The organism is Acinetobacter sp. YH01005 (assembly GCF_013420465.1).
Lineage (GTDB): Bacteria > Pseudomonadota > Gammaproteobacteria > Pseudomonadales > Moraxellaceae > Acinetobacter > Acinetobacter amyesii.
In genome coordinates this window covers 1-24,005 of record NZ_VOYA01000007.1, presented here as the reverse complement: position 1 = coordinate 24,005, position 24,005 = coordinate 1, and the positions used below count along the sequence as shown (strand labels likewise).

The following is a 24,005-nucleotide window of genomic DNA, read 5'->3' as shown; positions in this document are numbered from 1 at the left end:
TTAATATTGCATCCATTTCACGAATAACAGCATATATAACGTATTTCGTTCCATGGATGCTAGTATTATCTTTGAATGAACAGTTTATTTGCTTTTTGATATCCACGTGGTAACAACACGCCTTTCGATGCACGTTTACCCACATATTTTTGCAGATCGTCGCCTTTAAGCTTTAATTGTTGATTTCCTGCAAGCACTTGAATTATTTCATCTAAATTCAAAGTTGTCATGGATACTATTTGATCTTTTGCTTCAAGTTGTATCAATTTATTACCTTTACCCTTATTTAGGACTGGTAATTCATCAAGTTCAACCAACAGCAAACGCCCTGCAGAACTGAGGAGTGCAAGATGTGTTGCATTCTCAATCGCCGTTAAATTCATGACCGCCGCGCCTTCAGATAAGGTAAGGAAGGCTTTACCTGCTTTTGCATTGGTATCGAGGTTTTTGGCTTGGGTTTTAAAGCCATAGCCTTTACTACTCATCGCCAAGACTTCTGTTTCATCTTCAGCAATAAATACTTGTTTAAAGCCGACACCACTTGCAGGTGCAAGTTTAGAACTCAGAGGCTCACCTAAACCACGCGCGGATGGTAAAGTATTGATGCCCAAAGCATAGCTACGACCGGCATCATCTAAGACATAAACGCGTTGATTTGATTTACCTTGCGCATGGCTGAGATATTGGTCACCTGCACGGAAATTTAAGTTCTCAGCATCGACTTCATGACCTTTCGCCGAGCGAATCCAACCCGCTTCAGACAACACCACAGTCACAGGATCTGCAGGAAGCATATCTTGTTCATTAATCGCATGGGCTTCTGCACGTTTCACAATTGGAGAACGGCGGTCATCACCAAATTTCTTCGCATCTTCTTTAAGTTCATTAATGATCAATGCTTTTAATGACTCAGGGTTCGCCAATTGTTCACGAATAATGGCTGCTTTGGCTTCCAATTCTTCTTGTTCACGGCGCATTTCCATTTCTTCAAGTTTTGCCAAATGACGTAACTTGAGTTCTAAAATGGCTTCGGCTTGAATTTCATCGATATTAAAATGCGTCATTAACACAGGTTTAGGCTGATCTTCTTCTCGAATAATTCGAATCACTTCATCAATATTCAGATAGGCAATAATCAAGCCTGCAAGTATATGTAACCGTTTTTCAATTTTATTCAGATGATAAGTCAAACGACGTGTCACGGTATTTTTACGGATTTCGATCCATTCCAACAAAATACGGCGGATCGATTTCACTTGCGGACGACCGTCAGCGCCAATCATGTTCATATTGACACGATAGCTCGACTCTAAGTCAGTGGTTGCAAATAGATGACTCATCACCGATTCAGCATCAATACGGTTTGAGCGCAGGACAATCACTAAACGTGTTGGGTTTTTATGATCTGACTCATCACGTAAGTCCGTGACCAATGGCAACTTCTTCGCCTGCATTTGATCTGCAATCTGCGTGATCACTTTCGAACCTGAAACCTGATACGGTAACTCCGTAATCACGATTTCATTTTTCTCAATACTGTACACAGCACGAGTTCGATAACTTCCGCGACCCGTGGTTTGAATTTTAAGTAATTCTTCTGGAGAGGTAATAATTTCCGCACGTGTAGGCAAATCAGGTGCAGGAATATATTCTGCGACTTTCTCATCGGTTAAGTTTGGATTGCGAATTAAGGCGATGGTGCCCTTCACCACTTCACGTAAGTTATGCGGTGGAATATCCGTTGCCATACCCACAGCAATACCCGTTGTACCGTTGAGTAAAATATTTGGAACACGTGCCGGTAAATTCACTGGCTCTTTCATCGAACCATCAAAGTTATCCTGCCAATCACAGGTTCCTTGTCCTAACTCAGACAATAATAAATCACTATAAGCAGACAGTTTTGCTTCGGTATATCGCATCGCTGCGAAGGATTTCGGATCATCTGGTGAGCCCCAGTTTCCCTGACCTTCAATAAATGGATAGCGATAACTAAACGGCTGCGCCATGAGGACCATGGCTTCATAACAAGCTGAGTCACCGTGAGGATGGTATTTACCCAGTACATCACCAACCGTACGTGCAGATTTTTTTGGCTTACCCGTTGGCTTTAACCCGAGCTCGCTCATCGCATAGACGATACGACGCTGAACGGGTTTTAGACCATCACTGATATGTGGCAATGCACGATCCATAATCACGTACATGGCGTAGTTGAGATATGCTTGTTCGGTAAATTCTGCTACGGAACGGTTTTCTGTCGCATGATGCGCAAGGCTTGTCATAACAACCTGTAATCCTAAATTGTTCGTTCTTTATTGGGTTCTTATGCTATGTCGCAGGTGTCCCCTATACAAGGGGATGATCTAACACTCTGCGACAAATTGTGTCTTATGGCGTAAAAATATCCATTTTATTCACCATGATCAACTAAAAATTCAACAGTCTCTATAGACCAATGGATTCTAAAGTTTTGCCTTTGGTTTCCTCACCTAAAACCAAAATCACCACGGCAACTGCAATTAAGACTGCTGTAAACATCATAAAGACATAGCTAAAACCATGATCCATATCCATCATATGTGTCACGGCAAAAGGTGCTGCAATGCCCCCAATCCGACCAATGGCACCCGCCCAGCCCGAACCAAAGGCACGAATATTGGCCGGATATTGTTCTGGTGTATAGGTATAAAGTACGCCCCAAGCACCGAGATTAAAGAAAGACATTAAACAGCCCCAAATCACAATCTCTGTCACACTGCCAGACTGACCGAAGAAATATGCCGAAATGGCACACATCCCAATGAAGCCCGCCAAAGTAGCTTTACGACCCAATTTTTCGACCAACCATGCCGCTGCAATATAACCCGGCAATTGTGCCAAAATCATGACCAAGACATATTCAAAGGATTGAACAATGGTGTAGCCTTCTTTGACCAATAAACTTGGTAACCACGTAAAAATACCGTAGTAAGAAAAAACGATACCGAACCAAATGAGCCAAAGCATTAAAGTACGACGTGCAAAAATGCCTGACCAAAGCTGTGAAAAACTGATGTTGTGCTTTTCTGCAACCGGTTTGACCTCAAAAATTTCAACAACTTGCACACCACATTTGGCTTCAATCTTTTTCACCAATGCGTGTGCTTCATCAAAACGTCCACGGTTAATCAAATAAGGCACCGATTCGGGCACCATTTTCCAAATCACGATCGCATATAACGCAGGAATACCGCCAATCAAGAACGCTGCATGCCAGCCAAAATCAGGAATAATAAAGCGTGAGACCAATGCAGCAACCAACCAGCCCAGTCCCCAAAAACTTTCTAGTAAGACAATAAAACGGCCACGCACATGCGCTGGAATATATTCACTGACCAAAGTCACCGCGACTGGGAGTTGTCCACCTAAACCTAAGCCGACAATAAAACGAAATACCAACAACCAAGTTAGATTAGGTGCAAACGCACATGCAGCGGTGGCTAAGCTATAAATCACCAATGTCCATGCAAAGACTGTTTTTCGGCCGAAGCGATCTGCCAGTCCTCCAGAAAACACCGCGCCGATCGCCATCCCAACAAAACCAATCGAAACCACCCAACTTTTATCATTTGGCGTCATGGCCCAATCTTCAGCCATTTTCGCTAAGATAAAGGAAATGAGTCCCGTATCCATGGCATCAAACATCCAGCCAAGGCCAATAACCCAAAGTAAAGTGTAGTGAAACTTACCGATGGGTAAGCGTTGTATACGTGAGACTAAGTCCATAACAAGATCTCTGAACTGGTGGAAGGATGAACACTGCTTTCCCAACAGGATGTATGATTTTGCGTTTTTTAGTATAGATCCATGCAAAAGACCGACCATTGATCCGCCTTTTCAGCATTTTAATGTGATGTTATAGCAACGCGGCTATGACAAATCTTTTGAAGATACTGACTGATCATCATCATCTTTATAAATAAATTTAGGCATTTCTAAGCCAAAGTAAATGGCGATCAGACGTAAGGTGAAACCGAAAATGAGCGTCGCAATGACGGTCAATTCTAGCGATAAGCCAATCTCAATGCAGAGCCAATAACAAATCACGGACACAAAAGAAATACTGGCATAAAGTTCACGACGGAACACCAGCGGGACATCGTTACACAGGATGTCTCGTAAAATACCGCCAGAGACGCCCGTTAGTACCCCTGCTACCGCAGAAACGACAAAACCATGTCCCATTTCTAAAGCGATTTGACAGCCAATGATGGTAAAACCAATGAGACCCAAGGCATCGAGAACCAAGAAGATATTACGCAGATGACGCATCCACTTTGCAATCAGGATGGTGACAAATGCAGCAAAGCAGGTCAGCATGAGATATTCAGGATGCTTAACCCACGTCAGTGGATAGTGCCCAAGTAGCACATCACGAACCGAACCGCCCCCCAGTGCCGTGACACAGGCAATCAATGTTACCCCAAACCAGTCCATACTCCGCCGACCCGCAGACAATGCACCTGTCATTGCTTCTGCCGTGATTGCGATAATATAAATAACGGTAAGTAACATCGCCCTTCTTCCACTGAGGGTTGAGATGCGCGCTATTCTAAGCTAAATCTGCTCAAATGTTATAAAAATTGCGCACAACATTGTTTAAATTTTCGTCCAGAACCACAAATACACGGCTGCTTCATGGTGATTTGCATCTCTGTGGTCGGATCAAGGAAATACCAGCGTTGCTCGAACTTCACAAAGTGTGAAATTTCATGATGTACCTGCGCTTGCTGCCCATCGTGATAATGGGCTTTAAATTCAACTTGAGCATGGTTTTTATCGAGTTTTTCTTGGGCTTGGACAACCTCAAGCTTTAACCACTGATTGGCCTGACTCCACGCTGCAATGGCACTGACATCTAAGGCTTGCTGCTGTCCAAGCGCAGTTGTTTGTACAATATAATCAATCTCATGCTGTGCAAAAGCACTATAACGTGAACGCATCAACTGCTCTGCGCTCTGTGCATTTTCACGCCCCGCATGTAAGGGCTGACAACAGTTGGCATACTCACCTTTGCCACATGGACATTGGACTTGTGACATGTTTGTTTCCATAAAAAATAGCCTGACAATGCAGGCTATTTTAACGGATCTTTCCACACAATTTTCATCAGTAGATCCGTATCGATTCAAATAAAAGAATGATACACGGTAAGGTCATCCGCAAGTGTTTGAGACAGGACTACTTCTAATCAAAAATGTTTTTGCAATGCTTTGAATAATTTGACGGTAGTGAACGAGTTTTGCGGATGACAATGGTTTTGGGTACTTTTGCCGAAACAAAAGTACCTCCAGCCGAAGGCTAATCCCTTTATTTAAACCCTAGATGTAAGACTCCGTCGAATAGACTTAAAAATCATTTTAAAAATGCGTAATTACTTTTACGTGCGTAACATCAGTGATCTATATAGATTACCCCCCGATACGCAACTTAATCTTCAGTTGGCATGGGAATGACATGCACTTTTTCGATCTTATGACCATCCATCGTAACCACTTCAAAAATGTGTTCATCCGCTTTGAATTTTTCACCATTGGCTGGTAAACGACCCAAATGGAATAAGATATATCCGGACAGAGTTGAATACTGTTCAGCATCATCCACCAAATCACGACCCAACAATAAAGACACATGACGAATGTCGGTTGAGCCATCGAGTAACAATGAACCATCATCGAGACTTTCTGCTGCCGTCTCAGGTTCATCTTCATCGGGGAACTCACCAGCAATCGCTTCTAAGACATCAATCGGTGTAGCAATCCCTTCAATTGAACCGTATTCGTTCAACACTAAGGCCATTTGTAACGGCGCTTGACGCAGTTGCTCCATCACCATCAAGACTTGTGCATTTTCATGTACCACCACAGGCTCACGGAGATGCTTTTCAAAATCGAGTACGCCTGTTTCAATATAGTCATTCATGACTTTATGAGTCAGTACCGCACCCGCGATATTGTCTAACTCACCGTGTGCCACAATCAAACGTGAATGCGTGGTACTGAGTAATTGAGCACGAATCGCCTCAGGCGCTTCATCCAAGTCAATCCATTCCAGTTCAGGACGAGGTGTCATCACCGACTTCACTGGACGTTCAGATAAACCCAGTACACCTTGCACCATGACACTGTGGTAAACACCGTTGTCTTCATCAAAGACTTCATCAGCAAAGGCACGTGTTGCAAGCACATCTTCATTTTCATTTTGATTGTCTGCAACATTTTTCCCACCGAGCATACGCATCACCGCTGAGGCAGTGCGATAACGTAAGTCTGTGGTTGTCACCATTTTTTCCTGATTATGACGCATGGTTTGGTTCAAGAACTCAATCAGGACGGAGAAACCAATGGCTGCGTATAAGTAGCCTTTTGGAATGTGGAAACCAAAGCCTTCGACTAAGAGCGAGAAACCAATCATCATCAAGAAGCACAGGCACAGAATCACCACCGTTGGGTGACGGTTCACGAAGTTCATCAGTGGTTTAGATGCCCACAGCATAATGCCGACAGCAATAATGACCGCAATCATCATGACAGAAAGGTGTTTCACCATCCCGACAGCGGTAATCACGCTATCGAGCGAGAACACGGCATCGAGCACCACAATCTGCACAATCACCATCCAAAACGTCGCATGCACAGGATTTTCTTCCTTTAGCATCGGCTTGTTTTCAAGACGTTCACGCAGTTCCATGGTGCCTTTAAATAGCAAGAACACCCCACCAAACAGTAAAATTAGATCTCGACCGGAAAATGGATGGTCGAAAATATGGAACAGTGGGTTGGTTAGAGTCACCACCCATGCAATTGAGGCCAGTAAGACCAATCGCATACACAGTGCAAGCAATAAGCCGACAATCCGTGCGGTATTACGCTGTTCTGGCGGTAATTTTTCCGCAAGAATCGCAATAAAAACCAGGTTATCGATACCTAAAACAATCTCAAGCACCACCAGTGTTAATAAACCCACCCATGCAGAAGGATCGGACATCCATTCAAAGATCATGGTTGTATCTCCTGAATGTTATTCACACGTAGATCATGCTGATTTGAAAATGAAATGCATTGGACATGCGCAAACGCTTTTAATGGCGTTCTTTCTAATATTTTGATGTGTGCTGAGTGACAACAACCACTACCCATGACGGTTCTTTAGCTTAAAATGAAGTTTTAAGTATAGCAAGTTAAGGTAAAAATTCACCCTTTTTTACCAAAGTACAATCTCTGTATGGAAGAATTTAAACCCAATGATGACATTAAATTGTCATATTTAGCTGCCAATGTAGTGTCATAAAAAATAACATGCTAAGGTAAAATTAAAACGTAATGAATAGCGGATTAAAAATGACAGAAAAACGTGGTAATCCTTCTCCTGCTACAACACAACCTTTAATCGCACTGTATTGCGGCTCCCGCTCTGGTAACAATCCAATTTATCAAGAAAAAGCCATCGCATTAGCGCAAGGCTTGGCTGAACATGGTTTTGGTCTGGTCTATGGTGGCGCCAGTATTGGCCTGATGGGTCAAGTTGCTGACGCTGTGGTCGATCATGGCGGCGAAGCTGTGGGTGTGATTCCTGAGTTTATGTTGGATTATGAAATTGCACATAATCATTTGACTGAATTACACGTCGTACGCAGTATGCATGAGCGTAAAGCCATGATGGCAGAACGTGCCAGTGCCTTTGTTGCTCTGCCCGGTGGTCTCGGTACATTCGAAGAAATTTTAGAAATCGCCACTTGGGGACAGTTGAATCAACACCAAAAACCGATGATGCTGTATAACGTCAATGGCTTCTATGATGCACTGATTGCACAATTAGACCATGCGGTCGCTGAAGGTTTCTTGCCGCCGCAGCATCGTGCCAAACTGATCGTATGTAATTCTTCGAAGCAGATCTTTAGTGCACTGAAAAATTTAGATTGCCCGAAAAATTTCGTGGTCTAACTGTATTTTAGATGTCAAAAAGGGGAATAAATTATTCCCCTTTTTTTTATTGCTCGATGTCCTACTTCAAATCGAGATCGTGCCGAATTAACCGGACACCACACGATAGAACCATGGCAAGGTTGTCGCTAAGAAAATACTCATCAATAAACCAAGCATCAACTTCATCGCATCTTTGCTGACATTTCGTGAAGTTCGATATTTATTCACTTCATGTAAATGCATGGACATGGCAAATTCACGTCCTGCAAGTAAGCCCAAGAACACCCAAGTGGTACTCATTGGAATATTACTCCACTCTTTGAACACCAATAAAATCAAGGCATACATAAAGTCGATAATGGTTGCCGAGCGGATATCAGCCACACCCGTTTTGGTGTCGATAATGCCCTGAATCGCCCCACCACGTTGGTACAAAATGATCCCAAGCAGTACGATAAACACCACAATTGCAAAAATCAGGAACTCCAGCGGCACCTGACGAGGGACGTAGACAAAAATATTGGCCAAATCCTGAATCAGCCACTGACTCCATAAAAATGCCGTCGAAACCCACTGTAGTCCCACCCAAATATTCGAGGGTGTTTCATCACGTGTTTTACTGAAATAAACCGAGATGCCTTTAATCACAAAACGATAAACAATAATCGCAACAACAAAAGCTACCGCATAACCCATCATGGACTTGGTTAACATCGAGCCAAGACTACTCGGAGAGAAAATCGTTAACACTAAGAATGTGGTGCTGACCGGGATTCCGTAGCGAGTCAAAATGATCAGTAAGATCGGTGGCACAATATAGAGCCACGTGACCCCTTCTGCGGGAAATGGAATCGTTTCTAAACGACCATAAGATGCATCCCCCACGCCAGAACTGTACCAACCATAAACCAATACAATGGCTAGAATACTGCTGACATAGATCCACAACAGCCACCAAGGGCGATGCGCATTGGATGAAATAAAGGTTCCCAATGTCTGTGGCACATCATTACCGACAATAGAATAGGCCGCGAGACAGAAGCCTATGACCATCAGAATTTCGATTGTCATAAAAACAAAACACCTTTGCCATAAAGAAAAAGCCCTCCAATAAATGAAGGACTTGAGCGCATTATGACAGTTTATCTGGCGTTCATACAATTTCGTGCCGTGCTTTTCTCGACACTAAAATAAAAACCTCAAATAAAACAATTGCTTTAAACTTTAATTATTTCAATTTAATCTGATAAACCGCCGTGCTACCGCTCACTTCATTTCCAACCACCAACAAAGGTTGAGCATTAGGTGAATCTTTGGCCGCAATAAAAATCAGACCTTCGGGCCCTAAATCGCCCTGCTTAGTTATATCGGTTTGCGCAATATCCCGTGTATTAAAATACTGAACAAATTTCGCCTGTTGCGGCAGTGTGATGTCATACACCATGATCCCACTGGCCCGCTCTAGCCCGATAAAGGCATAGGTTTTTTGACCAATTTTACCCAGTGTGATGCCTTCAGGTTCAGGGCCTTTATTGTCACTGCGGTCATCAAATTTAAAGGCTTCATGATTACTATTAAATTGGGCTGGAAACAATTCAGCAATTTTGCGTTCAAACTCACTGCCCGAATCCCAAACAATTTTTCGACTGATGGGATCGACAATACTGAACGAGCGCCCACCATAGGTATACAATTTGTCATAAACCAACTTACCGTCTTCCAATACAGGTTTTCCGGCAGTATCACGTTTAAAACCTTGCGTCCAACTGATGGTTAAACGGCCAATCTGTGCATCTTTGATCAAGTTATCCGCACAAATTTCTGTCGGCGCTGTGGTGGTACAAGCTTTAAAGACGCTCGGATCGAGTTTTGCACCAACGACACCAGGCACCAAATGACGTAAATGGGCTGCATAATCCCCTTTTGCATCAAAACCGGCTTTTTTAAACAGATGCTTAACTCGAATTTCTTCGGTATAGCCTTGGCTTAAATCATCGCCCGTAAAATACTGCGTTTCGTCTTTTAACCACTCTCGGGCATCGCCTTCATTGGCAGTGACCAAATAACTTTTTCCATCCGCTTGATAATGTGCAATGGCATCAGGCATATACATACCATACAGCTCAGGCCATGCCTGAATATTGATCATCCCTGCATCTTTTGCACAGCTCTCGACCTGACGGCCTACGCTGTCCGTCGCACCAACCACACAATCACGATCACTGCCATCGAGTGCATTTTCAGGCAAGCTGTGATCTTTATAGCCCATCGGAAAGATATCAATAAATTCCGCTTTCACTAGATCGAGCACGGCAATCGCATTGTTCTCTTGTAAGCTCACCCATGCCGTTTGACCATCTTGGCTCACCGCAATGTACTCAGGTTCTAGGTCTTGAGCCACACTCGTGGTTTGTACACCTTGCGTCTTCACATCGGCATATTGTGCGGTGTCGGGTCCAAAAATGCGAACGCCAGCATCAATTAGCTCTTGTTTACGAGCATTCCACGCACGGAAATCCACCAATTTCGCCGTTGGCTTTTCAATCTGAGTTAGATCAATAATACTGACTGAACCTTCAGGGTCGACTGCATAACCTTCATTTGGTTCGCCTTCATTAGCGACCAATACTTTTTTGCCATCTGGGCTAAAGGTCAGCATGTCTGGCAAAGCCCCAACTTCGACCTGACTGATAAAACTTAAATCTTGTGCTTTAAAAAAGGCCACGATGCCCGGCTGCGTTTTATCGGCCGCTTGCACCGCGAGTGCCACGATGCCATTGTGTACAGCAACGCTATTCACTTCAGAATCGGCCAAATATTTTTTAGCATCTAAAGATTGTAAATATGTAGGCTGTGCTGGTTGTTTTAAATCCAGTACATCAACCACACCAGCTTTGGCATTGACCACAAATACGCGCTGACTTTGAGCATCATAAGCAGGAATTTCTGCTGCACTCGCGCCAAAAATACCCGATTCATAACGCCCAATCTGTTCCAACGCGATAGTGTTTGGCGTGACTTCTTCGACCACTGGAGGAGGTGTTTGCACTTGCGCATCATCATTGCTGTCATTACACGCCACTAGCCCCACAGACAACATGGCACACATCAGTACCGAAACTTGTAGTTTCATGTTTTCATTCGTCTTTTATTTAAATATGACCAAGTTATAAACATTAGATTGCATAGAGATTAAACTTTCATTGCATTTTTCTTGCAATTTTTTGGCTCAATTATGCAAAGCTTTTACTACATCCGAATGGCAATATTCATTTAAACTGTTTAAAAATCTCAGCTTTATTGACTTATGAATAGCACGCCAACGCATCAGGCTTTACAACCCGAATTTAGACTTCTAGTGCTATTGGTCTCTATTGGCTTTTTTATGCAAGGCCTGGATACGACCATCGTCAATACAGCAATCCCAGCGATGGCAAGAAGTTTGGGCGAAGACCCGCTACAAATGCATAGTGTGGTCGTGGCCTATGTCTTGTCCGTTGCGGCGTGTATTCCCTTAAGTGGTTGGTTGGCCGATCGCTTTGGTGTACGAAATACGTATTTCACAGCCATTATTATTTTTACGTTAGCATCGCTAGGCTGCGGCATGGCCAATAGCCTGAATGAGCTGCTGGTTTATCGGGTAATTCAAGGTATAGGTGGCGCATTACTGCTGCCTGTTGGGCGTTTGGCGATGCTCAAAGTGATTCCTCGGACACAGTTTTTATCGGCTATGAGTCTGATGAGCCTTGCCGGTTTAATGGGCCCCTTAATTGGTCCTACCCTTGGTGGTTGGATGGTGGAAGTCGCAACATGGCATTGGATCTTTTTAATTAACATTCCAATGGGACTGCTAGGGGTACTCATTACCTTTAAAGCCATGCCCAATGTGACCGAACCGAGCGTACAACGCTTCGACTTTATGGGTTTTTTCTTATTGGTCATCGCCATGGTGGGTTTATCGTTAGGCATTGAAAACTTTGCTAGCCCGCATCTGCCGCTATGGTGGAGCCTGCTTTTGGTCGCTGCAGGCATCATCGCCAGTTTGATCTATGCCTTTCATGCACATACCCATGCCAATGCGCTGTTTCGCAGTAAATTATTTCAAAATCGGATCTATGCCATCGGTATTATCGGCAACTTCTTTGCTCGCCTTGGCGGCAATGCCATGCCATTTTTGATTCCTTTAATGCTACAAGTGGTTTTTGGCTTTGAACCGTTTATCACAGGCTTATTGATGATACCGACGGTACTCGGTTCATTGGCATCCAAACCGATAATTCGTCAAATTATTCAACGCTTTGGCTATCGTAAAGTGTTATTGGTAAATACCCTCTTGGTCGGCGCCTGTATTTGCAGTTTTGCACTCTCTACGGCTGAAACCCCAACTTGGTTACGTGCCTTACATTTTTTTATTTTTGGTATTTTAAACTCCCTGCAATTCGTTTCGATGAATACCTTAACCCTCAAAGATTTACCCCAACAAGATGCCAGCAGTGGCAACAGTTTCTTGTCGATGATTATGATGGTGTCGATGAGTATCGGTGTGGCTTTGGCAGGGACTTTAGTCAACGTGTTTACGGCTTATTATGGTCCTGCACAAATCGAAACAGCATTCCATAGCACCTTGATTTTACTCGGCTGCATTAACCTAATTACCGCAGCGATTTTTTGGCAGATTCCTAAACATGTGGATGTCTAAACCTGTGTCATCGGGCAAATCTATGACAGATCAGCCCTTAAAGGGTTATGATAAAATGGATACTTGGATACATTTTCATGCCTAAAAAAGCCAAATCACGTACCACAAAAAGTTCACTCAAAAAATACAGCCCGATTATTGCACTCAGCGCTATCAGCGGCGTCTTGGTGGTGGCAGGACTGGGTTATTTAGCCGTTATGCCGCATCGCCCTGCATCTGCAGAAGAATATCCAGTCAAAGGTTTTGATGTTTCCCATCATCAAAAAGATATTCAATGGTCAAAAATTTCACCTAAAAAATACCAATTCGTTTATCTCAAAGCCACAGAAGGTGGTGATTTTAAAGATCGGAAATTTCAAGATAACTGGCTGCAAGCGCGGGAAAACGGCTTTTTAGTTGGGGCCTATCATTTTTACCGTCTGTGCCGTGATGGCAGGATTCAGGCAGAAAATTTTATTGCTTCCGTGCCGAAAAAAGCCGATGCCCTTCCCCCAGTGATTGATTTGGAATATGACACCAACTGCATTAACACCTACAGCAAAGAGCAGTTACTCAAAGAAATCACTTATATGCATGATCGCTTGCACCACCATTATGGCAAACAACCGATTTTTTATACCTCGAAGTCTTTTTATAATATTGTCTTAGCTGGCGAGTTTAAACAGACGCCGCTGTGGGTCCGTGAATATAAAGGCCCACCCGATCTAAAAAACAATCCGAAATGGCTGATTTGGCAACATACCAATCAAGGACAAATTCAAGGTATCTCGACCACTGTCGATTTAAATGTATTTTCAGGTGATGCCAAGGCATGGACTGATTTTTTAGACAAAAATGGCGTTTCCCCGATCAAACCCCGTTGATTTATTCACCGACTCAGGACAACATCGAAGCAAATAATCCATGAAAACTGAGTCGCAGGATGCGTATTTTAAAAACTTTTCTTATTATATTTTCAGTCTTTATGATCCTCGCCATCGGGATATTGGCATATTTGATCCAACCTTCAGGGACCTTGGCAGCGTTTAAAACGTGGCATTATCAACTTCCCACACAAAGCACTACAGATACTCGCTCAGCGGCGCCCTATCACGTCAAATTCTTTGGCGTTTCCACCTTACTTTTTGACGATGGCCAAGAGCAAATTCTCATAGACGGCTTCTTTAGTCGACCTTCACTCAGTCGGACCGTATTTACTCAAATCCAAAGTGATCAGCCTTTATTACATAGCTATATCGACCAATACGACTTAAAACGCACTCGTGCTATTTTCGTGACTCATTCGCATTATGATCATGCGCTCGATATTCCAATGTTGGCCCACCAACTCCCCAAGGCCATAATTATCGGCTCTAAAAGTACCTTAAATATCGCACGGGCGATGCCAATCGCTGAATCACAATTACACGAAGTTCAAGCTTGGCAACCGATGCAAATCGGTAAATTCACCATTACTGCCATCCCCTCGCAACATACACCGCCAACGGCCGTTAATGATGATTTGGGAGAAGAAATTTCGCAGCCACTGCAACTCCCTGCACATTTTAGTGCGTTTAAAGAAGGTGGATCGTATGATTATCTCATCCAACATGGGCCGCATTACAGTTTAGTCAAAGCCAGTACTGGTGCTGTGCCCAAACAGTTGCAAAAACTAAAAGTCGATACTTTATTTTTAGGCATTGCCCAACTTTCCAAGCAAACGGCAGCGTTTCAACAGCAATATTTCAAAGAAACCTTAGCGATTCTTCAACCCAGTACCGTGATTCCAATTCATTGGGATAATTTTTTCAAACCACTGAATCCAGAGCTCGAATTTTTGCCCCGCTTTGCCGATGACACCCCTCAAAGCCTAAATCTATTAATACAGTCGGCAGCAACTCAAAACACCAAGGTGGTTTTACTCAGTCAACCTGTGTCGTTCGAGTTAAAAAATTGAGGAAAGAGCTGGATTGACTGTGCGATACTGACATTCAATTTTTAGGCATTGATCTAACTAGGCATGAGGAAAATCATACATATCGACATGGATGCATTCTTTGCATCAGTAGAGCTGCGGGAACGTCCAGAACTCAAGCAGCTTCCTGTTGTTGTGTCTTCACATCACCCTCGTGCGGTCATCTGTGCCGCATCCTATCCTGCACGTGAGTTTGGTTTACGCTCTGCGATGTCGATGGCACAGGCCCGTAAACTCTGCCCACAGGTCGTGGTGATCGAACCTAATTTTGAAAAATATCGTGCTGTTTCGGCGCAAATTCATGCCATTTTTCAACGCTATACGTCGCTGATTGAACCACTATCTTTAGACGAAGCTTATTTGGATGTCACAGAAAATTTACAACACATTCCGAGTGCCACTGAAGTCGCTATGCGAATTCAGGCAGAGATTTTACAAAGCACTGGTTTAACTGCCTCTGCAGGTGTCGCGCCCAATAAATTTTTGGCTAAAGTCGCTTCTGATTGGAACAAACCCAATGGCATTTGTATTATCAAACCATCACAAGTTCTGCATTTCATCCATGACTTGGCACTGAAAAAAATTCCTGGCGTGGGAAAAGTGACTCAAGAAAAATTAAAAGCCATGCAACTCAATACATTAGGTGATTTACAACAAATTGAAGAAGCCGTTCTGATTCATCATTTCGGTAAATATGGACGACAACTCTATCTGTATGCACAAGGCATTGATGAACGACCGGTCCAATCTAGCCGTGAACGTCAACAGATTTCCAAAGAAACCACTTTTGATGATGATCTCACATTGAGCCAATGTCAGCCCTATTGGCCCAAACTGATTGATCAAGTCTGGTCTAGTTTAGAAAAAAAGCAGTTAAGCGCACGCGGTGTATCGGCCAAATTAAAACTGAAGAATTTCCAAGTGCTACAGCACAGTAAAAGTTTTAAAACTTCACTGAATCATCGTGAAGACCTTGCGCAGGTGTTACAGCAATTACTGCATGAAATGCATATTTCTGAGGAAGATCAATTTCGCCTGATTGGCGTAGGGGTCTATCAATTAAGTGCGCAAAACCAAGAAACACAACTTTCGCTGCTCTAAAAACTTCATGAAGATCGTATTTGCTTAAGATTTAGGCAGAAGAACAAATTTAAAGCAATTTTCTATTCACAAAGCCTAAAATTAGAGTACTCTATCAGCGCACTACATTATCCGTGTATGCGCTGAGATGCTGAAAATCACCTTTACTTTCAGCATGCTGTCCTGTGATTGGCGTGACGATCAAATCCGAATATTACAGGGCAACTCTGTTGTCAATCATGGAATACCCCGCTGTATGCCTTCTGAAAAATCTGCTCCAAATCCTCAAAATATTTCACAAAATCAAGAACAACGCGCTCGTAAAGCCGCATTAAGTAGCTTCATTGGTGCCGTAGTCGATTGGTACGATTTTTTACTTTATGGCATTGTTGCCGCACTCATTTTCAAAGATCAGTTTTTCCCCAGTATTGGCAACAATATGGGCACACTTGCTGCCTTGGCGACCTTTGGCGTTGGCTTCTTGTTCCGCCCCTTAGGCGGCATTGTGTTTGGACATTTTGGTGACAAGCTGGGTCGTAAGAAAATGTTGGTGCTCACCGTCATCCTGATGGGTATTTCGACGGTCGGCATTGGTTTATTACCCAATTTTGCGGCCATCGGTTGGTGGGCCCCGATCCTGCTCGTGACACTTCGAGCAATACAGGGTTTTGCGGTTGGTGGAGAATGGGGCGGCGCTGCCCTGATGGCTGTAGAAAATGCCCCGAAAGGCAAAAAAGCCTTTTACAGCAGTGGTGTACAAATTGGCTATGGCGTAGGACTTGTTCTGGCAACAGGCGCTGTGTCTTTGATTATTGCCACTTTGGGCGAAGATGCTTTTGCTGATTGGGCATGGCGAATTCCCTTTATTGCCAGTATTGTCTTGCTGGCTATCGCGATGTGGATTCGACGTGATCAAGACGAATCACAAGAATTCATCGACAATGTGGTCAAAGCTCGACAAACGCCGCAAAAATTACCGATTCTGCAAGCGATTAGCCAACACCCAAAAGCCTTTTTCTACATTATTGCGCTGCGCCTGACCGAGTTACTCACCATGTATTTGGTGACGAACTTTGCACTGAATTATTCCACCGCTCAATTGGGCATGGACAAACAGTTCTTCCTCAATATCACCTTAATGGTTGGTGCCATTAGCTGCTTCAGCATTCCCCTCTTTGCGTGGCTAGCAGATCGATTTGATCATCGTAAAATGTGTGTTCTGGGTGGATTGATTGGTGCGCTTTCTGCCTTTCCATTCTTCATGGCCCTTGATGCTCAAAATACTTGGCTGATTATTGTCGGTGCAATTTTCCTTGCCAATATTGCCCATGATATGGTGGTGAGTGTACACCAGCCGATTTTCACCTCCCTGTTTGGTACCACCTATCGCTACAGTGGCGCAGGTGTCGGCTATCAAGTGGCCAGTATTATCGGTGGTGGCTTTACCCCAATGATTGCAGCAGCTTTGGTGATTTGGGGTGATGGTTCATGGCATTATGTAGCAATCTACCTTGCTGTTGGCTGTTTATTGACGGCCTTAGTTGCAGCTACAATGCCTAAAACTCAAGATTAAGTGACCTTTTTGCTTTCAGGATATTCCGCATGACCATCCAACGCCTGCATGTTTCAAAACGCTTCTCCGAAATCGCTATTTCCGGTCAATTGATCCATTTGGCAGGTCAATTGGCAACAGACCTTGATTTAGACATCAAAGGACAAACACAGCAAACATTTGAGATCATTGATCAATTTCTTGCAGATGCCGGTACAGATAAAAACCAGATTATGTCAGTGACCATTTATCTGAAAGATATTGAACAGGATTATGCCGCATTCAATGAGGTATGGGATGCGTGGGTGTCAGACATTGAAGCATTACCACGGACTTGTGTTGAAGCCAAATTATACGACCCGCGTGTACTGGTAGAATTAACCGTCGTAGCCGTTAAGCCTGAATAATCATTAAGCCTAAATAACCATTAAAAAAAAGCATGTCTAAAGACACGCTTTTTTTTGCAAAAGGCTTTGCTCTTTGAATCCCTAAGATCCAATAATTTTGATCTTTTTACGTTCCAAATCTGAATATAAATGATATTTTTTCAAATCATTAACCGGTACAAATGGCGCTTGTACACGCTGCTCATTTAAGAAATCTTCGCGTAATTGAACGTACTCAGGCACATCATCATAACGAATGACCCGATAGCCTGCCAAAGCGAGCAAAGCATCTTGATATTGCGACTGCTGCATCCGTTTGAGTACCATTGGATCATCTAAAGCGACGATCGCTAAGATTTGGTGCTGTTCATCGAGGACGACAAAGTCCGCCACCATATTTCGATACTTGTTCCGCGTCCGATAATATTTCGTGGTCAACAGTGCATCAAAAGACACATGCGCAAGGATTGTATGCTTAGGCAAAATTTCTTTTAAACGCGTGTAGGTTAATTGCTCATTAATGTTGAAAATAGCACGTTGTTTCAATGCGCTATCTTGTTGCTTAGAATCACCTTCTAAACTTTTCCAAGCCATTATGAGCACACAGAAGAGTAAAATACTCCCTATTACTATGTATATAGTCATCTCATAATCCTTTATATTTCTTATATTTTTGGTTTTTGACATACTTCTTATGAATACGAAGTATACAACCAGTATTATTTTTTTAATTTCCTATTAAAAAAAATAACTCTAACTTTCACACAATACGTATTTAAACTGACAAAAAGTTGCAAACTTAAAGCGTCAAACATCACATGCCACTTCGTTCAGAGTAATAGCATCCATTGCTATATATTGATACTTTAGATCATTCGCTAAAACGACAGCAAGTGCATTTCCTCTCACTGTCTGACAATTCCGATAAGCTGTCAAATTTTGCTCGTATTTCATTGAGATAACCGACGCACATATGGCATTAAGCTTGTAACAACATATAAAAATGCAAACTGTCTGATGCTGCCGAGCATATCAGCCATAAAAAAAGACACCGAAGTGTCTTTTTTTATTTCATCATTTTAAGCGCGTGATTTAGGCTTCGATTTTCCTTTGGGTTTCGAACCGCCAAAAGGTTTTTTCGCTTCACCCGTTTCACGCGGCGGCAGACCAGTATGCTGCGTCAAAATTTGACCACGCTCAGGACGCTTCTTGGTATTTGAAGGACGCGATTGAGCAGCCTTCGTCCGATTACCTTGTTCACCTGTACGTTTTTGTGAATCACCCGCAATACTTGAGTTCTTTTTACGCGCAGACTGGTATTGACCCTCAGCACTACCCGCAGGCTGATACGTCGGAATCAAATGCTGTTTTGAGTTCCCGATCAGATCCTGACGCCCCATTTCTTTGAGCGCTTCACGTAGCAATGGCCAGTTGTTTGGATCATGGTAACGCAAGAAGGCTTTATGCAAACGACGGCGTTTTTCACCTTTCACGATATCGACATTTTCGGTATAACGCGCCACTTTAGCCAACGGGTTTTTACCTGTGTAGTACATGGTCGTTGCAGTCGCCATTGGTGATGGATAGAAGGTTTGCACCTGATCGGCACGGAAACCATTCTTCTTCAGCCAAATCGCTAAGTTCATCATGTCATAGTCCGTCGTACCCGGATGCGCTGCAATAAAGTAAGGAATGAGATACTGCTCTTTCCCTGCTTCCTTACTGAAACGATCAAACATTTGTTTGAAACGGTCATAGGTCCCGATCCCCGGTTTCATCATCTTCGATAATGGACCTTTTTCGGTATGTTCAGGCGCAATCTTCAAGTAACCGCCGACGTGATGTGTCACCAATTCTTTGACATATTCTGGGTTTAACACCGCAAGGTCATAGCGTAAACCAGAACCGATCAGAATCTTTTTAATCCCCGGCAATGAACGCGCTTTACGGTATAACTGGGTTAAAGGTGCATGATCTGTGTGCAAGTTTTGACACACACCAGGGAATACACACGACGGCTTACGGCAGTTCTTTTCAATCTCAGGATCTTTACATGCCAAACGGTACATATTGGCCGTTGGGCCGCCTAAGTCAGAAATGATCCCAGTAAAGCCCGGTGCGGTATCACGAATTTTTTCAACTTCACGCAAAATCGATTCTTCAGAACGGTTTTGGATGATACGCCCTTCATGCTCTGTAATTGAGCAGAAGGTACAGCCGCCAAAACAGCCGCGCATAATGTTCACAGAGAACTTAATCATGTCAAAGGCAGGAAAACGCGCTTCACCATAAGCTGGATGCGGCAGACGCGCATACGGCAAGTCAAACACATAATCCATTTCTTCTGTAGTCAATGGAATCGGCGGCGCATTCAGCCAAACATCACGCTCACCATGCTTTTGCACCATCGCGCGCGCATTGCCCGGATTGGTTTCCAAATGCAAAATACGGTTGGCGTGTGCATACAGCACAGGATCATTCGCCACATCTTCATAGGCAGGCAAACGAATCACCGCCAATTCACGCGGCGGCAATTTATGCTTAATGGCTTTTGATGCAGGCTGCAGCTGCACGATTTGCGTATCGGCGTCTAAGTTATCGCCTTCACGAACAATCGGATTTGCTACCGCCTCTTTTTGGAAGCCCTGATATTGCGTAACGCTGTCTTTGCCTTTCTCGATTTCACAGCCTTCAAGGTCTTCAGTCATCACGTACGGGTTAATGATTGGATCGACACGGCCAATCGCATCGACATCATTCGATGCAATTTCAACAAACTTCGCTTTTGAAGCCCGGTTATTTTTATTCACAATAAATGCTGTACCGCGGACATCCGTAATCTCTTGGATTTTTTCACCGCGGGCCAAACGATGCATGATTTCCGTGATTGAACGTTCACCATTACCATACATCAATAGGTCGGCTTTCGAGTCCATCAATACTGAACGGCGGACTTTGTCTGACCAATAATCATAATGTGCAATACGTCGCAGCGAGGCTTCAATACCGCCCAATAATACAGGCACATCTGGATAAGCTTCACGCACACGCTGGCAATATACCGTTGCTGCACGGTCTGGACGTTTATTCGGTTGATTATCTGGAGAATACGCATCATCCGAACGGATTTTACGGTCTGCCGTATAGCGGTTTATCATCGAATCCATATTGCCGGCTGTTACGCCCCAAGCAATATTCGGTTTACCCAATACACGGAACGCTTCTACATTAGTCCAGTCTGGCTGAGCAATAATCCCGACACGGAAACCTTGCGCTTCAAGGGTACGGCCGATGATCCCTGAACAGAATGATGGATGATCGATATACGCATCACCACAAACCAAAATAAAGTCGCAGCTGTCCCAACCGAGTTGATCCATTTCTTCGCGTGACATCGGCAAAAATGGCGCAGGGTCAAAACAAGACGCCCAATATTTGTCGTAATCAAACAACGCTTTTGGCGCAGTCTGCATAGTATAAGCAGTAGACATGGCTAGCAATTCTCGGCTGGCAGATGGAATGATCTGAAAAAAGATCAAAGAAGATGAAAGCCGATCATTTTACCATGAATTCCATTCATCATGCTTGATTATAATTTATACAACAGCTACAGAATCATTGAATTGTTTTATATAGACATCAGATGTAATCGTGCTGTAGCAGGACTATAAAACAAGATTTAAATAAATCATTTGTAACTTTGCTTTAGTTTAAATCAACCTAGAATGTGCCATGAGTTATCGCATTTTATTCAACATTAAAGCCTGCGCCTGTTGAAATTTGATGTGCATTTCAGGTAAATATTTTTCAATATAAATCTTACGCTTATCTATACTGTCTTGAGTCATCAATGGTTTTACATCAAGCATTTGACGGCGTGTCGTTTCCTGCTGATATTTTTGCCAAAAACTCAATGCTGCATTTGGGTCAAAGCCCGCTTTCGACATCAGATCAAGTGCAAGGACATCAGCTTCTAGTTCAAATTTTGAAACTTTAGGCAGAAAAACCGCTTGCCCAGTCACACTACTGGCAGCCGTTGCAAGCGCGCCGATACCCGCAGTCGAAGAAATCATCGCCACCTGACTAGCAAACAGCAAAGAAATCTTTTCACGATGATGATCACGCAATGCATGTGCCATTTCATGCGCCATCACAAATGCCAATTCATCTTCAGTCAGCTTTAAACTCCAATACAAACCCGTGTTAATGACAATTTTCCCACTTGGAAAACCATGTGCATTTAAATCTTTATTGAGATTCCCACTGACTTGCCAATCCCATTGACTCGAACCTTGACGGTAAAACTCCGCATTTTTTTTGAGTTTATTTAAAACCTGATCCAATTTCGGATCAATGATCAAAAGTTGTTTGTCTTTAGACTGATGAATAAATTGTTGATAAGATCTGTCCGCCTGTTTAGTTAATAATTTTTGAGGAACGATAAAAAACTGTTTACGTTCTGCACCAGCTGTCCCTAAATTCGTGGTACTTACACAAGCTGAAATTAAGATAAAAAATAAAGCCATCATTAAAATAGTTATATTTTTCATAATCGCCTTAATTTTAATACCAATATTGATCTATATATAATTCCAACTAAAAATAAATGCAAAAAAATACGAACAATACGTATAAATGTTAAATATCAACAACTTGAAAATATATTAGATTTTAAAAATGATAACCAAAAATATTTTATTTATAATATTGTGATGTATTTCATTATTATGAGGCACCTTTTAAAAGGCATATTAGACCAAAATTGTATAATCATAAAAATAGTAAACTTAGCCATTTTTATAGCGTTATTTATATTAAAAATAGATGTAAAACGAATATTTAATAATAACTTATTCACATATTTCTATCTTTATTTATTCAATTGTATTGCTAAAAATAAACCAATCATCAAGATAACAGCAATAAAGCTCGTCAACCCAATCCAACCAGAAATTTCCCAAACCAAACCACTACTACTACCCAAAATACTAGAACCTAAGTAATAGCAAAATAAATATAAAGATGAACCTACGGCACGGTATTGCAGGGATTGAACTGATACCCAACTACTTGCCGTGGAATGCGCTGCAAAAAAAGCAAAAGTGAATACAATCAGCCCCAAAATGACTGACCAAAATGCCGGAATGAGCATGATCAACAGCCCGAACAACATCATGAGCAGCATCGAAGGTAAAACTTTTACCCGGCCAAAGCGTTTCCCCCAACTTGCAGCCCGAGGTGAACTATATATTCCTGCCAAATATGCTATGGAGATTAGTCCAATCCATGTTTGAGAAAGTTGATAAGGTTCTTCTAATAGGTGGTAGCTCATATAGTTAAATATAGAGACAAAACATCCCATGAGGATAAAGCCTTGAAGGAATAAAATTCTCAGCTTTGGATCTGCTAAGTTTTTAACGAAAGATTCATAAAATCGGTTGAAACGAATGGGATAAGCTTGAAAATGTTGAGATGCTGGAAGTAATAAAAAGAATGCTGTGGCTATACATAGGTTAATGATACCAATAATCATCATGGCATTTTGCCAACTAATATAATCAATCAATACCCCTGCAATGAGACGACCACCCATTCCGCCAATTGCAGTACCTGAAATATACAGGCCCATTGCAAAGCCTATATCTTTTTGCGCAATTTCCTCTCCAATATAAGTCATTGCAACAGCAGCAACACCACTCACACTTAAACCAATCAGCACGCGATTCAGTAGAAATACTTCCCAAAGCGGAAATATAGAACTGATTATTAAAAGTGACGCTGCCAAAAATAAAGCGGTGACCATTACAGGCTTACGGCCGAATCGATCTGAAATCAAACCAGTGAACAGCAGCCCTACCGCTAAGGCAATGGTTGAAAAAGATAATGGAAAGCTGCTATGTGTCGGACTGACATGAAAATAATCAGCAAAAATGGGCATCATCGGTTGTACACAATACAACGATGAAAAAATTGCGAAGCCCGCTAAAAATAAAGAAAATAAAATGGCAAGAAATGGCCGTGTGCCATATTCAATATAAGGAGAATTTGAGGCTAAATCAGACATGAGCTTTCCATCAATGACATGGATAGTATACGCCTTTCAGCCTTTAATTTAAAAATCACATAAAAATGAATGAAGAATTCTTTATTTTCTTCTCCCCCATTCTCCTTTCTCCCTTTTCTCCCTTTTCTCCCTTTTTCTTCGACATAAAAAAACACCCCCTGAGATATCAGGGGGTGTTTCGAATAATGAGCTGGCGATGACTTACTCTCACATGGGTAACCCCACACTACCATCAGCGCTAAGAGGTTTCACTTCTGAGTTCGGGAAGGGATCAGGTGGTTCACTCTTGCTATTGTCGCCAGC

18 protein-coding genes and 1 rRNA gene are annotated in these 24,005 nt (G+C 42.7%); 7 read left to right on the top strand and 12 right to left on the bottom strand.

Annotation, left to right across the window (positions count from 1 at the left end):
* Positions 1 to 65 precede the first annotated feature (65 nt).
* From parC to FTT72_RS06260, 5 genes are all read right to left on the bottom strand, one after another.
* Positions 66 to 2,285 (bottom strand): DNA topoisomerase IV subunit A, encoded by a 2,220-nt coding sequence (gene parC / locus FTT72_RS06280; RefSeq protein ID WP_078189473.1) that lies wholly within the window; start codon positions 2,283 to 2,285, stop codon positions 66 to 68.
* A gap of 163 nt (positions 2,286 to 2,448) precedes the next feature.
* On the bottom strand, positions 2,449 to 3,768 hold the full coding sequence (locus tag FTT72_RS06275) for an MFS transporter (protein WP_168378243.1): 1,320 nt from the start codon (positions 3,766 to 3,768) through the stop codon (positions 2,449 to 2,451).
* A 144-nt stretch (positions 3,769 to 3,912) separates the two neighbouring features.
* Complete coding sequence (locus tag FTT72_RS06270; protein WP_078189475.1) at positions 3,913 to 4,557, bottom strand: trimeric intracellular cation channel family protein; 645 nt, start codon at positions 4,555 to 4,557, stop codon at positions 3,913 to 3,915.
* Positions 4,558 to 4,616: 59 nt separating this feature from the next.
* Complete coding sequence (locus FTT72_RS06265) at positions 4,617 to 5,084, bottom strand: YchJ family protein (protein ID WP_168378244.1); 468 nt, start codon at positions 5,082 to 5,084, stop codon at positions 4,617 to 4,619.
* 388 nt (positions 5,085 to 5,472) lie between these two features.
* Positions 5,473 to 7,044, bottom strand: a complete 1,572-nt coding sequence (locus tag FTT72_RS06260) for a TerC family protein (RefSeq protein ID WP_168378245.1) — start codon at positions 7,042 to 7,044, stop codon at positions 5,473 to 5,475.
* A gap of 320 nt (positions 7,045 to 7,364) precedes the next feature.
* Here FTT72_RS06260 and FTT72_RS06255 point away from each other — a divergent pair, with 320 nt between their 5' ends.
* Complete coding sequence (locus FTT72_RS06255) at positions 7,365 to 7,985, top strand: TIGR00730 family Rossman fold protein (RefSeq protein ID WP_078192607.1); 621 nt, start codon at positions 7,365 to 7,367, stop codon at positions 7,983 to 7,985.
* Between the two features lie 87 nt (positions 7,986 to 8,072).
* Here FTT72_RS06255 and FTT72_RS06250 read toward each other — a convergent pair whose 3' ends face one another.
* Both FTT72_RS06250 and FTT72_RS06245 read right to left on the bottom strand, forming a co-directional pair.
* Complete coding sequence (locus FTT72_RS06250) at positions 8,073 to 9,038, bottom strand: hypothetical protein (RefSeq protein ID WP_078189479.1); 966 nt, start codon at positions 9,036 to 9,038, stop codon at positions 8,073 to 8,075.
* A gap of 157 nt (positions 9,039 to 9,195) precedes the next feature.
* Positions 9,196 to 11,100, bottom strand: coding sequence for a choice-of-anchor I family protein (locus FTT72_RS06245; RefSeq protein WP_180178056.1), 1,905 nt, complete (start codon positions 11,098 to 11,100; stop codon positions 9,196 to 9,198).
* Positions 11,101 to 11,274: 174 nt separating this feature from the next.
* On the opposite strand from FTT72_RS06245, the gene mdtD reads away from it, so the two are divergent.
* The 6 genes from mdtD to FTT72_RS06215 all read left to right on the top strand — a co-directional run bounded on the left by mdtD (position 11,275) and on the right by FTT72_RS06215 (position 17,659).
* Positions 11,275 to 12,666, top strand: a complete 1,392-nt coding sequence (gene mdtD, locus FTT72_RS06240) for a multidrug transporter subunit MdtD (RefSeq protein ID WP_180178055.1) — start codon at positions 11,275 to 11,277, stop codon at positions 12,664 to 12,666.
* A 77-nt stretch (positions 12,667 to 12,743) separates the two neighbouring features.
* Positions 12,744 to 13,529 carry a GH25 family lysozyme gene (locus FTT72_RS06235; protein WP_180005210.1) on the top strand — a complete coding sequence of 262 codons (786 nt, stop codon included), beginning with the start codon at positions 12,744 to 12,746 and terminating at the stop codon, positions 13,527 to 13,529.
* 59 nt (positions 13,530 to 13,588) lie between these two features.
* Complete coding sequence (locus tag FTT72_RS06230; RefSeq protein ID WP_180178054.1) at positions 13,589 to 14,602, top strand: MBL fold metallo-hydrolase; 1,014 nt, start codon at positions 13,589 to 13,591, stop codon at positions 14,600 to 14,602.
* Between the two features lie 63 nt (positions 14,603 to 14,665).
* Complete coding sequence (gene dinB, locus FTT72_RS06225) at positions 14,666 to 15,721, top strand: DNA polymerase IV (protein ID WP_180110442.1); 1,056 nt, start codon at positions 14,666 to 14,668, stop codon at positions 15,719 to 15,721.
* Between the two features lie 235 nt (positions 15,722 to 15,956).
* Positions 15,957 to 17,273 carry a shikimate transporter gene (shiA, locus tag FTT72_RS06220; RefSeq protein WP_180178102.1) on the top strand — a complete coding sequence of 439 codons (1,317 nt, stop codon included), beginning with the start codon at positions 15,957 to 15,959 and terminating at the stop codon, positions 17,271 to 17,273.
* 29 nt (positions 17,274 to 17,302) lie between these two features.
* Positions 17,303 to 17,659: a RidA family protein gene (locus FTT72_RS06215; RefSeq protein WP_180178053.1), complete on the top strand. Its 357-nt coding sequence runs from the start codon at positions 17,303 to 17,305 to the stop codon at positions 17,657 to 17,659.
* A gap of 81 nt (positions 17,660 to 17,740) precedes the next feature.
* On the opposite strand, the gene FTT72_RS06210 is transcribed toward FTT72_RS06215, so the two are convergent.
* From FTT72_RS06210 to rrf, 5 genes are all read right to left on the bottom strand, one after another.
* On the bottom strand, positions 17,741 to 18,283 hold the full coding sequence (locus FTT72_RS06210) for a DUF2726 domain-containing protein (RefSeq protein WP_078189487.1): 543 nt from the start codon (positions 18,281 to 18,283) through the stop codon (positions 17,741 to 17,743).
* A gap of 434 nt (positions 18,284 to 18,717) precedes the next feature.
* The gene (locus FTT72_RS06205; protein ID WP_180055481.1) at positions 18,718 to 21,129 is read right to left on the bottom strand and encodes a YgiQ family radical SAM protein; all 2,412 of its coding nucleotides are present in this window, start codon (positions 21,127 to 21,129) and stop codon (positions 18,718 to 18,720) included.
* A gap of 246 nt (positions 21,130 to 21,375) precedes the next feature.
* A complete protein-coding gene (locus FTT72_RS06200; RefSeq protein ID WP_180105620.1) occupies positions 21,376 to 22,188 on the bottom strand; it encodes a M48 family metallopeptidase in 813 nt (270 codons plus the stop codon).
* Between the two features lie 320 nt (positions 22,189 to 22,508).
* Entirely contained in the window at positions 22,509 to 23,702 is a 1,194-nt protein-coding gene (locus tag FTT72_RS06195) for an MFS transporter (RefSeq protein ID WP_180178052.1), read from the bottom strand.
* Between the two features lie 188 nt (positions 23,703 to 23,890).
* Positions 23,891 to 24,005, bottom strand: a 5S ribosomal RNA gene (rrf, locus tag FTT72_RS06190).